General features: G+C 70.5%; 11 protein-coding genes. 4 read left to right on the forward strand and 7 right to left on the reverse strand.

The features are described from left to right. Window positions 1-8: 8 nt before the first annotated feature. Window positions 9-254: a DUF1653 domain-containing protein gene (locus tag HQQ88_RS00170; RefSeq protein WP_173168319.1), complete on the forward strand. Its 246-nt coding sequence runs from the start codon at window positions 9-11 to the stop codon at window positions 252-254. Here HQQ88_RS00170 and HQQ88_RS00175 read toward each other — a convergent pair. The 3 genes from HQQ88_RS00175 to HQQ88_RS00185 are packed head-to-tail and all read right to left on the reverse strand — an operon-like array spanning window position 227 to window position 4742. Beyond that, a complete protein-coding gene (locus tag HQQ88_RS00175) occupies window positions 227-1591 on the reverse strand; it encodes a hypothetical protein (RefSeq protein ID WP_173168320.1) in 1365 nt (454 codons plus the stop codon). The genes HQQ88_RS00170 and HQQ88_RS00175 overlap by 28 nt on opposite strands. Continuing rightward, window positions 1588-2301 (reverse strand): ATP-binding cassette domain-containing protein, encoded by a 714-nt coding sequence (locus HQQ88_RS00180; protein WP_173168321.1) that lies wholly within the window; start codon window positions 2299-2301, stop codon window positions 1588-1590. The genes HQQ88_RS00175 and HQQ88_RS00180 overlap by 4 nt, the downstream gene beginning before the upstream one ends. Further along, complete coding sequence (locus HQQ88_RS00185) at window positions 2298-4742, reverse strand: phosphotransferase (RefSeq protein WP_173168322.1); 2445 nt, start codon at window positions 4740-4742, stop codon at window positions 2298-2300. The genes HQQ88_RS00180 and HQQ88_RS00185 overlap by 4 nt, the downstream gene beginning before the upstream one ends. A 229-nt stretch (window positions 4743-4971) precedes the next feature. Between HQQ88_RS00185 and HQQ88_RS00190 the strand changes: the two genes are divergently transcribed. Next, a complete protein-coding gene (locus tag HQQ88_RS00190; RefSeq protein WP_173168323.1) occupies window positions 4972-8466 on the forward strand; it encodes a TM0106 family RecB-like putative nuclease in 3495 nt (1164 codons plus the stop codon). Between the two features lie 197 nt (window positions 8467-8663). Then, window positions 8664-9527 (forward strand): nuclease-related domain-containing protein, encoded by an 864-nt coding sequence (locus HQQ88_RS00195; protein ID WP_173168324.1) that lies wholly within the window; start codon window positions 8664-8666, stop codon window positions 9525-9527. Between the two features lie 106 nt (window positions 9528-9633). On the opposite strand, the gene HQQ88_RS19265 is transcribed toward HQQ88_RS00195, so the two are convergent. From HQQ88_RS19265 to HQQ88_RS00215, 4 genes are all read right to left on the reverse strand, one after another. Next, window positions 9634-10050 (reverse strand): SseB family protein, encoded by a 417-nt coding sequence (locus HQQ88_RS19265; RefSeq protein WP_173168325.1) that lies wholly within the window; start codon window positions 10048-10050, stop codon window positions 9634-9636. A gap of 104 nt (window positions 10051-10154) precedes the next feature. After that, window positions 10155-10958: a glucose 1-dehydrogenase gene (locus HQQ88_RS00205; RefSeq protein ID WP_173168326.1), complete on the reverse strand. Its 804-nt coding sequence runs from the start codon at window positions 10956-10958 to the stop codon at window positions 10155-10157. A 77-nt stretch (window positions 10959-11035) separates the two neighbouring features. Continuing rightward, complete coding sequence (locus HQQ88_RS00210; RefSeq protein ID WP_173168327.1) at window positions 11036-11701, reverse strand: GPP34 family phosphoprotein; 666 nt, start codon at window positions 11699-11701, stop codon at window positions 11036-11038. 76 nt (window positions 11702-11777) lie between these two features. Continuing rightward, entirely contained in the window at window positions 11778-12692 is a 915-nt protein-coding gene (locus HQQ88_RS00215; protein WP_254066812.1) for an HNH endonuclease family protein, read from the reverse strand. A gap of 56 nt (window positions 12693-12748) precedes the next feature. On the opposite strand from HQQ88_RS00215, the gene HQQ88_RS00220 reads away from it, so the two are divergent. Further along, window positions 12749-13528 (forward strand): aldo/keto reductase, encoded by a 780-nt coding sequence (locus HQQ88_RS00220; protein ID WP_216833873.1) that lies wholly within the window; start codon window positions 12749-12751, stop codon window positions 13526-13528. The last annotated feature ends 21 nt before the right edge of the window (window positions 13529-13549 follow it).

The following is a 13549-nucleotide window of genomic DNA, read 5'->3' on the forward strand; positions in this document are numbered from 1 at the left end:
TCGCGGGTGTGAGCGACGACGTGACTCCTGGCCGGTACCGCCACTTCAAGGGCAACGACTACGAGGTGCTGCTCGTCGCCCGTGACGTCGAGACCGAGGAGCCGGTGGTCGTCTACCAGGCGCTGTACGGCGAGCGGGGGCACTGGGTTCGGACGCTCGCGGACTTCACGGCGCACGTGACCCGCGACGGGTACGACGGGCCGCGGTTCGTGCCCGTCGGCGACGGTCAGGTGCGTTCGACACCTCCGCGATGATGGCGACGGCGGTGGCGGAGAACGACTCCGACGAGCTCGCTGCACACGAACACCGCCGCAGTGCCGAGCGTCGCCGTGAGAGCGGAGACGAGTGGCACGGTCGGGTCCACGGCCGCGATCCACGAGGCATCCACGCCGCTCGCGAACGCGACCAGGGCCACACCGAGGGCCGCACCGAGCCCGATCAGGGACCCGCTTGCGCCGATCGCGACAGCTGCCACGGAGAGCGTGGTGATCGTGCCGCCCTGGGTGGAACCGACGTGCCTGAGCGTGGTGAGGTCGCTGCCGGTCCCGCGGCTCTGTGCGAGCGCCGAACCCACCGATGCTGCGGCAGCGATGCAGAGCGCCGGACCGAGTGTGAGCCCGAGTTCGACCAGGCCCGCTCCGGCCCGTTCGCTCGCCAGGCTGCTCGCGACGGTTGCGGTCATGGTCCTCGTGACCGTCAAACCGACCCCGGCTGCGACGAGCGTCGTGAGCGCACCGAACAACCCGATTCGGGCTCGGGCCAGGCAGAGTCCGATGAACGGCGAGAGCGGACCGGAACGCAGGAGGCGAGCGGCGATCCCGACCATGGTCTGGGATGCGTCCGAGGCGACGATGGCTGCCGCGCCGACGAGCCCGAAGCCAGCGGCGGACATCACGATGAGCGGACCGTCGGACGAGTCGAGCACGGTCAGGCGGCTGGCAGCTGTCTCGTCTCCGGCGCCGCTCGCCATGCTCATCAGGTGCGGCGCGAACGCAACCGCGAGCACCGAGGGCGCCACGAACAACGCTGCCACCGTGAACGCACCGACCGCCCTCCAGGCGCGACCGGACCGGACGACGGCGAACCGGCCAGATCGGAGCCCACTCCACCAACCTGCTGCACAGACGACCGCGAGCAGACACGTGATCACACCGCTCGGGACGCCGCCTGAACGAGGAGCCGTCACGCCGAGGACCTCCGCCAGACCGACGACCCAGCTCGTCCGGAGCCGTTGTTCGACCGCGACAGCGAACAGCACGGCGACGACCGCTGCGGAGGAGACGACCACGGCTCCGAACGTCCAGAACGTCATCCAGCTCGTGCCCAGTGCTCGAAGGCACCGCGTCTCCGGAAGCAGCGAGATCGCGAACCCCCGGGCCGACATGAACGAAGCGACTGTCGAACTGAGCGCCGTGAGCTGCATGACCGCTTCGAGTGCTCGTGCGGTGTCCGGGTGGGCGCCCGCGAGATCGAGCCCGCCGCCGACCACCACTCCGAGCCCGATCACGGCGGCGACCACCGTGATCACGAACCCGAGCGCCGGACGGAGATCAGCGCGAACCGTGCGAGCCAGAGCGAGGAGAGCGATCACGAGGGCACCGTCATGAGGCGGCGGACCTGCTGCTCGGTCGGACGATCGAGCAGCGCTGTCGTCCGGCCGTCGACCAGCTGAACGATCCGGTCGGCGTCCGCTGCCAGCTGGAAGTCGTGGGTGACGGCGACCACTGTCCTGCCCGAGGTCGCCGCGCTCCGGAGGACTCCACGGACGAGCCCGGCATTCGAGTCATCCAGCGCCGTGGTCGGTTCGTCGCAGGCCAGCATCGCCGTACCGGCTGCGCACGCTCGCGCGAGGGCGACTCGCCTCCGCTGCCCGCCCGACAGGTGCTGGACCGGCGTTCGCCGAACGTCACGGTCGAGGTTGAGCGCCGCGCACACCCGTTCCGCGAACGATCGGTCGATCCTGCGAGCGAGACGTTGACCGAGCAGGACGTTGTCGTCGACCGACAGCGCATCGATGAGGTCGTCACCTTGTCGTGCTGCGGCGAACACCCGCGCTCGCAACCGTGCTCTGCCGGAGTCCGTGGCAGGGTGCATGCGCGTGTCGCCGAGCAGGACCGAGCCGGTCGCTGGCACCTCGATGCCCGTCACCAGGTCGAGCAGGGTCGACTTGCCGGCTCCGGACGGTCCGACTATGGCGGTCAGGCTGCCGGGCTCGGCGCGGAAGCGCACGTCGCTGATGATCCTGCGGCCGTCTGGACGGATCGAGCGTGACGAGATCCCGAGGACGGAGAGCGCGATCATCCGTGTCCGCCGCGGAGGAACGACGGGACATCGTGTTGCAGGCCGCGACAACGTTCGAAGTCCTCGATCGCGGCCAGGGCGGTGAGGACACCCGCTCCGCCATGGCCCCAACCGTCGTCGACTGCTCGGAGATGCTGGTCTGGGTAGGCAACCCCGTCGGGAGTCTGGAGCCGGTGCAGCGCGAGACGCCGGCGGTGCTCGTCCAAGCGCGTGGCGACGGACTCGGCATCGAACGGTGCGATCCCGATCTCGCCGACGTCCACGAGGAAGTGGATGAGTCCCGCGCGTCCGTCGAGCAGGCCCGAATGCGCGGTGAACTCCGGCGACGCTGCTTCGGCCACGCTGTGGAGCACCGGCAGGAGGTCCTGGTCGGTCGTCGCGCGGAACACCTGCACGAGCGCGACCCCGACGCCGGCGGAGCCGGACCCGAGGAAGGGCACGAGTCGGCCGCTGTGGCGGAGCTGCCGGCCCCACCCCTGTCGGTGCTCCAGGCGGTGCAGGTCGATCTCCAGCATGCGTCGGGAGGCCTCGACGGCCGCAGCATCATCGTGCAGGCGTCCGTGCAGCGCCAGGAACAACGCGATGCCGGACGGTCCGTTGCGGAGGCCGGCAGGCAGGCGCAGCGCACGGTTGTCGTCGTGGCTGAACTCCGTGAGACGTTCCGCGATCACGTCCACGGTGTCCCGGTGGACGCTCCGCGTCGGAGCACTGAGGAGCGCGAGGCCGATCCCCGCGAGCCCGTCCTCGAGGTCGACGCGCAGCATGCCGCGGACCTCGTCCCGCAGTCGGGCGAGGAACGCCGGCGTCGTCCTGCCCAGGAGTACCTCAGAAGCCCGGCCGGAGAACAGGCCCGCGCCTGAGGGCGCTTCGCTCGAGAGCGGACCCGGGGGAGTTCTCGTGTCGGGCTCAGACCGTTGCAGCGCAAGTGCGAGGCCGTCCGCTCCGCGCTCGAGGCCGGGCCGGTGCGCAGACCCGGGCGCTTCCCTCCGCGATCTGATCGCGTCCCGGAGCTCGGCAACACTGGGTGGCGTCATCCGCGCAGTGTTCCCGTCCGGCAGGGCAACGCACCGGCCGATGACGCTCCGCAGCGCGTCCACTGGCGCGGTCGGGAACCAGACCCGGGCCGCGGCGAGTACTTCATCGATCTTCCCGGGGTCCAGTGGGAAGAGCGTCGTGAGGGGAACGAGTGCGGCGAGGTGCAGGCATGCGATCGCGAACAGATCTCGGTCTGGCCCACGGACCGCGTTCGGCGCGCTGAAGCCCGGTGTCGTTGGCCCGACCGTCCCAGAAGGTTCCCCGACTGTGCACGATTCGAAATCGATCAGCCGCGCGGCCGTCGGAGACTCCACGAGCACGTTCCGCGGTGAGATGTCACCGTGGACGGCACCGAGCGCGTGCAGTCGCTCGACTTGACGCTCGATCGCGCGCACGGCCTGTCGGACGCTCGCTGCGTGTTCGTCGAGCGTCGTGCGGTCAGCCTCGGCGGCGGTGAGCGGGTTCTGCGACATGACTGCGCGGTTGAACGGAGTGCCCGGCACGGGTTCGCTCATCATGAACGCCGAGCCTCCGGAGCGGAACGTTCCGTGGACCCGCGGTGCCACCCCTGAACCTTCCAGGTGTCGAAGGGTCTCGTACTCGTCTTCCACACGACCGGCAGCGTCGCGGCCAGCCTGTTCTCCGACGTACTCGCGCCCCTCCTTGATGACCACTTCGCCGTGCGCGTCGTGCAACGCTCGGTACACGCCGCCAGCGTTGGAGAACGAGTACGCGCCGGAGACGCGCGTCCGTGAGAGCGGCTCGTCGACTCCACCTGATCGAAGCCGTTCGGCCTCGAGCCAGTTCGGCAGCTCGACCCAGTCGGGCGGGTCGAACACGACCCCTCGGCGGTCCGGCACGAGGGCACCGCTCGGATCTCGGATGGCAGGCTTGCCGTCCCAGTCGGAGAGCGAACGGAACGCTCCGTAGCGAACGTGCACCACGGACTTCCGCCACTGGAGGTCGCCGAGGATCCGTGGCCCGCGACAGTCGCCGAAGATCGCAGCCAGATGGTCGAGCAGCGCTTCGTCGACCGCGGACGCCGGAGGGTAGATCGTCACGAACTTCCCGCTGCTCGTGCGAGGCGCATCCTTGGCGTTGGCTCGTTCGAGGACCGTCCTGGTCGTCAGGTACTTGAACGACCACTCCGCGGTCCTGCAGAAAACGGCAGCCAGCGATCGAACCCGCTCGGCGTCCTGCAGCCGAGCCGACAAGTGGATCTTCCAGCCCTGGTCGGGCGGTCCCCCCTCGGGCTGTCGATGGTGAGTCCAGTCGAGGTCACTCGCCGTCCGCCACCCTGTCCAGTCGCCGCCCAGCCGTGCCCACCCGGTTTCCATCCCGAGATCGTGGCACCGGAGTGTTGACATGTCAAACACTACGTGTGTACGTTCGCAGTGTTCGATCAACGACGAAAGGATGACCGATCATGAACACCCACGATCTGCAGGCCGTCGAGGCCGACACTCCCGAGGACGGCAGCCACATCTTGCTCTCCTCGATCAGCCTCTACATCTGCTGGTAGCTCGAGTACACAGCGAAACGGGTCGGACTCCTGACAAGGAGTCCGACCCGTTCTCGTTCCGTGTCGGCGCTCGCCCCTAGGCTTTCAACGCACCAGAGAACAAGGGGAAACGCATGCAGATCGGCGTCGACGGGCACGTGCTGCTCAGCCCGAGTGACCTCAGCACGTGGTCGGCCTGCGAGTGGGCGTTCCTGCGCCGGCTCGACGTCAAACTCGGTCGCGGGGAACCCCTGCCCGAGGCGCACGACGACATGCTCGAGCGCACCGCCCGGCTGGGGGACCAGCACGAGCTCGACTACCTCGCGATCCTGAAGGACACGCGGAACGTCGTCGAGTTCGACCGCCCCGCCCCGCCGGACTACGCACGCGCCGCAGCCGAAGCGCGACAGGCCTTCGCCGACGGCGCCGACGTCCTGTACCAGCCGACGTTCCACGCGGCGCCCACGGCGGGCAGCCCGGGCTTCATCGGCTTCGCGGACTTCATCATCCGCAACGACCAGGGCGAGTACGAGGTCTACGACACCAAGCTCGCCCGGCACGCCAAGATCAGCGCCCTGCTGCAGCTCGCCGCCTACGCCGAGCAGATGCAGGCACACGACATCCCTACCGGTGCCCAGGTGCACCTGGTGCTCGGCGACCGGACGACGACCACGCACGACCTCGCCGACATCGCGCCGGTGTACCGCACGCAGCGCGCCGAACTGCAGCGCGTGATCGCCGAGCGGATCACTGCCGACGCCGAACTGCAGTGGGGCGACCCGCGCTACTCCAGCTGCGGGCGCTGCGCCATCTGCTCGACCCAGGTGGCCGAGCACCGCGACCTCGTCCTCGTCGCGGGCATGCGCCTGGACCAGCGGGCGAAGCTCATCAAGCACGAGGTGCGGACGATCGACGACCTGGCGGTCCGCACCCGGGCAGTGCCGGGCTTGTCCCGCGCGACGCAGGATCGGCTGATGCGCCAGGCGAGCCTCCAGATCGACACGGAGACCGCCCGACGGAACGGCGCCGACGGGCCGGACCAGCCCGTGAAGCCGCGCTTCGAGGTCCTCGATGCCCGCGCGCTCGATGCGATCCCGACACCCGACGCCGGCGACGTCTTCTTCGACTTCGAAGGCGACCCGCTGCACACCGAGGACGGCGTGCACTGGGGCCTCGACTACCTGTTCGGCCTGGTCGACGACCGCGCGGAGTTCACCGCGTTCTGGGCGCACACGATCCGCGACGAGCGAGTTGCGCTGGAGCAGTTCCTCGCGTTCATCGAGGCTCGGCGGCAGCAGTACCCGGGCATGCACATCTACCACTACGCCGCATACGAGCGGACGCACCTGCTGTCGCTCGCCGCCCGGCACGGCGTCGGTGAAGAGGCCGTCGACGACCTGCTGCGCGCGGGCGTCCTGGTCGACCTGTACCCGATCGTCCGCAAGGCCCTGGTCGTCGGCAGCCACAGCTACTCGATCAAGAAGCTCGAGCCGCTGTACATGGGCGACGACCTGCGCGAGAGCGACGTCACGAACGCCGCCGACAGCATCACCGCCTACGTCGACGCGATCGAGGAACTCCGCAACGGGGACCCCGCCGCCGGTCAGCACATGCTCGACGAAGTCGCGGACTACAACGCCTACGACTGCCGCTCGACCCTGCGCCTGCGCGATTGGCTCCGGTCGCTGCGCACCGACGACCCGGACGCAGCGGATCCGGCACTCGAACTCGACGTCCCGCCGATCCCCGTCGAGCGCGAACCGAACCCGGTGTACGTCGCGCTCGCGTCGCACCTGGAGGACGTCGACGCCCTCGACCGCACACCCGACGAGACCGCGTTGGCGCTCGCCGCAGCTGCGATCGACTACCACCGGCGCGAGGCGAAGACCTTCTGGCAGGACCACTTCGACCGCCTGCGCAACCCGGTCGACGACTGGGCCGACACCCGCGACGTGCTCGTCGTGGAGCGTGCGTCCGTCGAGCGGGACTGGGACACGCTGCCGCGTGCCCGCTCGCAGTCGCGGGAACTCCGGTTGTCGGGGACGCTCGCGCCCGGCTCGCGGCTCCGGCCTGGAGGCACGCCCCACCTCGTCTACGACGACCCGCTCCCGCCGTCGGTCGTGTCTCCGGGCCCCGGGTCGAAAGGCGCGTCGGCTCGCGCGAGCATCGTGGACGTGCGCGACAACGGCGACGCGATCGAGGTGCTGCTGATCGAGCGGCTGCCCGTCGGCGGCGAGCCCCACCACGACTTCCCGGTCGCGCTCGCGCCGTCGGCACCACCCCGCGCGAAGCCGCAGCCCGAGGCGATCGCCGAGTGGGGGCAGCAGGTCCTCGACGAGCTGCCCTCGATGGTGGCGGACCCGGCCTTCGACCTGCTGCGCCGGGTGCCGCCGCGCGGAGCGATCGTGCCCGTGCAGGGTGACGACACGGTGTCCGCCGTGGTGGCGACGCTGCTCGGCCTCGACCGCTCGTACCTGGCGATCCAGGGGCCTCCCGGCACGGGCAAGACGTACGTCGGGTCGAACGTCGTCGCACGGCTCGTCCGCGAGTACGGCTGGCGGGTCGGCGTCGTCGGGCAGTCCCATGCGACGTCGGAGAACTTCCTGTCCTCGGTCGTGAACGCCGGTGTCCCCGCGGACCGGGTCGTGAAGGTGCCGAAGTCCGGTGCGACCGAGGACGAACTCGACGCCGCCGCGTGGACGCCCGTGAAGAACGGTGCTGCCGTCGCCGCGTTCCTGTCCTCGTGCGAGGCCTCCGGCACCGGCGGCGTCGTCGGCGGGACCGCGTGGACGTTCGCGAACGCGTCGACGATCGAGCGCCGCTCCCTCGACCTGCTCGTCGTCGACGAGGCCGGGCAGTTCTCGCTCGCGCCGACCATCGCGTCCTCGATCGCCGCGACCCGACTCCTGCTGCTCGGGGACCCGCAGCAGCTCCCGCAGGTCTCGCAGGGCTCGCACCCGGAGCCCGTCGACGAGTCCGCGCTGGGCTGGCTGGCGGACGGCGAGCACGTCCTGCCGCCGGAGTTCGGGTACTTCCTGGCCCGCACCCGGCGCATGGAGCCGGCGCTGACCGAGTCCGTGTCGGCGTTGTCCTACGACGGGCAGCTCGCGTCGATGGTGTCCGGTCGGCACCTCGACGGCATCGACGCGGGCGTGCACCCCGTGCCGGTCGTGCACGCGGGCAACACGACCTCGTCACCGGAGGAAGCCGCCCGCGTGGTGGCCCTCGTCGGCGATGTCGTCGGGCGGACCTGGACCGACGGCTCGGACGCTCGCGCCCTGACCGACGAGGACGTCATCGTCGTCGCCCCGTACAACGCGCAGGGTGCCCTGATCCGTCAGGAGCTCGACCGTGCAGGCTTCACCGGTACCCAGGTCGGCACGGTCGACCTGTTCCAGGGCCGCGAGGCAGTGGTGTCGATCGTGTCCCTGGCAGCGTCGAGTGCAGCCGACATCCCGCGCGGGCTGGACTTCCTGCTCATGCCGAACCGGCTGAACGTGGCGATCTCGCGGGCGAAGTGGGCGGCGTACCTCGTGCACTCGCCGGCGCTCACCACGGGGCTGCCGCCCTCGATCGCCGGGCTGTCGCTGCTGTCCCGCTTCATCGAGCTCGTCCAGCCCGCTCGCTGACGACCGCGCCGGCCGCTCCGCCGCCGCTCGGTGGCGGAGCCGGGCGTGCTGCCAGGCGAGTGACGGTCCTGGTTCAGGAAGTCCGGCGATCGTGAACCAGAACCGTCAGCGTGCCAGAGCGCCGAGCCGCACCGCCGCGGCTGTGACGCCAGAACGAGGGCTGGTCCCGACACCTGTCGTCCTGGGACGGTGGACACATGGGGGAGAACACCGCTGTCGCCGACCACCGCCCGACTCCGAGGGGCGGGGCCGCGCTGACGCTCCGTGCACGGAAGCCCGGGTACGCGGTCATGCAGGAGTGCCTGGCCATCCAGGCTGAGGGGCCGGCGCGAACCGGCTGGCAGCGCTTCTGGGGGCACGACCCGCTTCGTGACGAGGCCCGCTCGTGGTTCAAGGGCGCTATCGGAGAACGGCAGGTCGCTGCCCAGCTCGATGAGCTCGGCCCCGAGTTCACGGTGCTGCACGCGGTACCGGTCGGGAAGAGCACGACGGACATCGACCACGTCGTCGTCGGACCCACCGGCGTGTTCTCGATCAACACCAAGAACCATTCGGGGCAGAAGGTGTGGGTCGGCGGCCGGATGCTGACCGTGAACGGGCAGCGGACACCGCACGTGCACCGCGCCCTCGCCGAGGGGGAACGAGCGACTCGCCTGTTGTCCGCCGCGGCCGGCGGACCGATCCCGGTGCAGCCAATCCTGGTCATCGCAGCGGATTCGCTGCGGTTCGGGAAGACGGCACCGGCCGTCGTGACGGTCGAGCCCCGTCAGATCGGCGCCTGGATCAGGGATCTGCCGCGAGTCCACTCCGACGAAGCCGCCCGGTTCCTGTCGATGCTGGCCGAGGAACGCGGAACCTGGCACGTCGAGGCTGTCGTGGTGAACGACACCCTTCGCCACGTCCAGCGATTCGAACGGCTCGAGCGGGAGATCGCCCAGGCGGCAGCTCGGAAACGGCTGATGCGTCGCGCCGTCGCGGTCGCCGTACTTGCAGTCCCGGCAGGAGCGCTGCTGGGCTACTGGTGGGCGATCGCCGGAGCCGCTTTGACCGCGAGCAGCTGAGCAGCGGCCGACCTGCCCGGCGCTAGATTGGTATGCCTATTCTAGCGTTCGTCGAATGACGACGGCCTGCCGCCGGCGCCTGCCCCGCACCCGCTCGGAAGGGGCCTCAGCCGTCGACCGTCGGGACGCCACCCTGCATCTGGACCCGCATCTGGGCGAGGACGTCGGCGTGCAGGAAGTTCGCCGCCTCGGCACTCGTCGGGTCGACCACGATGCCGAACTCCTCGGGCAGGGCGGTCACGAGCTCGGACATCGGAACCGGACGCCCCTCGGCGTCGGGCAGGCCAGCGGCGAGTTCGGCGGGGTCGGTGAAGACGGGCACGAACGGCTTGTCACGGATCATGACGTGCGCGACGCTGCCGGCCTCCGGAGTGCCCGCCGGCTTCCAAGGGACCCATGCCGCGCTGCGCAGGAAGCCCGCCGGCGAGGCTGCCATCCGGCGGCGGAGTTCGGCGGCCGCGGTCGGCGGGGCCTTGTCGACGCCTCGGCCGAAGGCGGATCCGTTCGTCTCGTCGTTGCTCACGCCGACCATGCTGTCACGCTGGACGGACACGGCGGGGCCGAGCCGGGCCTCCAGGTCGTCACCCGGCGCACGAGGAGGTGCGCCGGGCGTCGGACCGGTGCGGCTCAGTACGCGGCCGACTGCCCGCCGTCGATCGGGACGACCGTCGCGTTGACGTAGGACGCGTCGTCGGACAGCAGGAACGCGACGACGGCGGCGATCTCGGAGGCTTCGCCGTAGCGCTTCGTCGGGTTGACCTGGATGAACTCCTCGGCGGCCTTGCGGGGGTTCTCCGCGTCGAGCTGCTTCATCGAGTTCTCGACCATCGGCGTCCAGATGGCTCCGGGGGCGATGGCGTTGATGCGGATGCCGTAGCGGCCGTACTCGACGGCGGAGTTGCGGGTCAGGCCGACGACGCCGTGCTTGGCGGCGGCGTACCCGGACTGGTTGCCGATGCCGCGGATGCCGCCGACGCTCGCGGTGTTCACGACCATGCCGGAGCCCTGCTCACGCATGACCTTGAGGACCTTCTCGAGGCCGAGGAACACGCCACGCAGGTTGATCGACACGACCTTGTCGAACTCGGCGGCGGTGAACGACTCGGTGGGGTTCTGCTTGCCCTCGATGCCGGCGTTGTTGAAGAAGCCGTCGATGCGGCCGAAGCGCTCGGTGGTGGCTGCGACGTAGGCGTCGACCTGGGCCTCGTCGGAGACGTCGGCAACGGTGGTCAGGACCTGGGCGTCGGGGGTGGCCTCGAGCACGGCGGCCTTCGAGGACTCGAGTCCCTGCTCGGAGACGTCGACGAGGGAGAGAGCGGCACCCTCGGCGGCCAGACGGATGGCGGTGGCGCGACCGAGGCCGGAGCCGCCGCCGGTGATGAGGACGACGCGGTCGGCGAAGCGGGACGTGCTGGTGCTGGTTTCGGGCATGGGGAGGCCTCCTGAGGTCTTCGACGATGAATTCCCTTTAGGCTACACCTGTCGTTTTGCAGGGTGTGCTGGCGACGTCAGCTCGTGATGACCGTGGTTGTCGTCGCGGTGGTCGCCGCCATGATGACGATCATCGCCGCGGCCTGGATCTCCTCGAGCACGGCCTTCACCGCGGGGCTCGCCCAGGTGCCCGAGGTGATCTCCTGCACCAGTCCCTTGTCGACCGCGCCGAACTGCTTGCGGAGCGTGTTCGTCGCGTCGAGCAGCCCGATGACCGCAGCAGAGAACGGTGTCGGGGTCGCCCGCCGAGCCAGGACGTCCGCGATGCCCGATCGCAGCAGCGCCTCCGGCGCTCCGTCGCGCTCCGGGTGCTTCGTGGTGGGGAAGAGCCCGAGCACCTTGCCCTGCTCGACGCGGATGATCCCTCGCTCGACGAGTCCGGCGAAGACGTCGTCGCGGAGCCGCTGCTTCCCGAGCCGGCTCACCCACCACTTCGCCTTGCGCGGCGCGCCGGACGCCGCGATCGAGCCGACGACACCGTCGAGCACCGGGTCGCCCGTGGCGGCGCCGTCGACGACGGTGACCAGGCTGTTCTGCAGCGAGACGGCAACGCGGAGCGCCAGGTCGGCGAGGACCGCTCCCGCGAGACCGGTGTCCAGCGTCTGCCCGTCGAGGGACTTGCGGCCGTCGGGGTCGACCTGGAGGAGCGCGAACGCCTGCGGGACCGTGAGTTGCTCAGCCATGTCCGCAGCCTGCCACGCGGGGCGGAGGTGCGCCGGGCCTCCAGGTCGACACTCAGCGGCGGCAGACCGCCCGACGTCAGCAGGCGCCGAGCACCCGCTCCATCGCATCGCGCTCGGCCGGCGCGACCCACAGACGGTACTCGGCCTTCACGGACACCTGGTGCTCGATGTAGGTGCAGCGGAAGGCCTTGTTCGCGGGCAGCCAGGTCGCGGCGTCACCCGAGCGCTTCTGCGAGTTCGACCGGCCGTCGACGGCGAACAGGTTCGACGGGTCGTTCGCCAGGGCCTCACGCTCCGACTGGCTCAGCTGCTGGGCACCGGTGCGCCAGGCGTTCTCGAGCGCGACGACGTGGTCGATCTGCACGAGGGTCGAGGTCGTGTTGCCGCGCACGAAGTCGATCGTCGCGCCGGTGTACGGCGAGACGAGCGTGCCGGTCACCACCTTGCACGGCCCCTGGCGCACGATGCCGCTGAGGTCGCGCGCGAGCACGTCGTTCCGGGTGTCGCAGCCGTTGTGGTCGACGTCGATCCACGCGCTGCCGAACTCGCCGGTGCGGTCGTAGCCGGTGCCGGCGGCCTTGCCCTTGACGGGCAGCGTGGCGAGGAGCGCGCGGGCGTCCGCAGCGTCGGTGTCGGTCGACGTGCTGACGGTCGGATCCGTCGGATCCGTCGCATCCGTCGGATTCGTCGGACTGGAGGCCCGGCTCGGCTCCGGTGCGTCGCTCTCGGTGCCGACCGTGGCCGTGGCGACCGCCGTGGGCCCGGCGGCCGCGTCGGCGTTCGGTCCGAGGACGCCGGTGGCGTCGAGCGCGTAGCCGCCGACCGCGAGGGCCAGGACGACGAGGACGGAGGTGAGGCTGATGCGGGTACGGCGGCGTCGGCGGGACGTCATGGGTGCGTGGAACTCCTGGTGGTGCGGCGGTGCGGTGGTGCAGTGGTGCGGTGGGACCGGCCGGGTGGCCTCGACGATCATGGCGGAGACCTCGGACATGGCTGCGGACCGCCACGCTCTGAGCGGCCGAACGACCACGGCGTAGACAGGTCCGCATGACCGATTACGCGAATCCGTCCGTGTCCGTCACCGGTGGGTCGATGCCGCTCCTGGGCTTCGGCACCTGGCAGATCCCCGACGGCGAGGCCCCCGCCGCCGTCGGCGAAGCACTGGCGGCCGGGTACCGCCACATCGACACCGCCACCGGCTACAGCAACCAGCGCGGTGTCGGCAAGGCCCTCGCCGGGTCCGGCCTGGCCCGCGACGACGTGTTCGTGACGACGAAGCTGCCGCCGGACAACGCCGACCGCGTGCGCGAGACGATCGAGGAGAGCCTCGACCAGCTCGGCCTCGACCACCTGGACCTCTGGCTCGTGCACTGGCCGCCGAACGGCGAGGCCCGCCCGGACGTGTGGGAGCAGGTCGTCCAGGCGCAGGTCGACGGACTGACCCGAGCCGTGGGTGTGAGCAACTACTCGCTCGACCAGATCGACGAGCTCGTCACCGCGACCGGCACCACCCCGGCCGTGAACCAGATCAAGTGGAGCCCGGTCGAGTACGACCAGACGATCGCTGACGGGCTGTCCGAGCGCGGGGTCGTGCTCGAGGGCTACAGCCCCTTCAAGGCGAGCAACCTGCAGGACCCGACGCTGCTCGACATCGCGGGCGAGCACGACGCCGACAGCGCCCAGGTCATCGTCGCGTGGCACGTCGCGCACGGCTTCGTCGTCATCCCGAAGTCGTCGAACCCGGAGCGCATCCGGTCGAACGCCGCCGGTGCCCGCATCGAGCTCTCGGCGGACGAGGTCGCGGCGATCGACGCGCTCGCACGCTGACGCGCCCGCCCGCCGACGCCC

The sequence above is a fragment of the Curtobacterium sp. VKM Ac-2861 genome (genome assembly GCF_013204965.1).
Classification (GTDB): Bacteria; Actinomycetota; Actinomycetes; order Actinomycetales; family Microbacteriaceae; genus Curtobacterium.

Bases quoted from the DNA above. Each gene is read 5' to 3' on its own strand.
- HQQ88_RS00190 (WP_173168323.1), top strand. From the start codon at position 4,972: ATGCAGATCGGCGTCGACGGGCACGTGCTGCTCAGCCCGAGTGACCTC.
- HQQ88_RS00210 (WP_173168327.1), bottom strand. From the start codon at position 11,701: ATGGCTGAGCAACTCACGGTCCCGCAGGCGTTCGCGCTCCTCCAGGTC.
- HQQ88_RS00205 (WP_173168326.1), bottom strand. From the start codon at position 10,958: ATGCCCGAAACCAGCACCAGCACGTCCCGCTTCGCCGACCGCGTCGTC.
- HQQ88_RS00180 (WP_173168321.1), bottom strand. From the start codon at position 2,301: ATGATCGCGCTCTCCGTCCTCGGGATCTCGTCACGCTCGATCCGTCCA.
- HQQ88_RS00215 (WP_254066812.1), bottom strand. From the start codon at position 12,692: ATGTCCGAGGTCTCCGCCATGATCGTCGAGGCCACCCGGCCGGTCCCA.
- HQQ88_RS00220 (WP_216833873.1), top strand. From the start codon at position 12,749: ATGACCGATTACGCGAATCCGTCCGTGTCCGTCACCGGTGGGTCGATG.
- HQQ88_RS00195 (WP_173168324.1), top strand. From the start codon at position 8,664: ATGGGGGAGAACACCGCTGTCGCCGACCACCGCCCGACTCCGAGGGGC.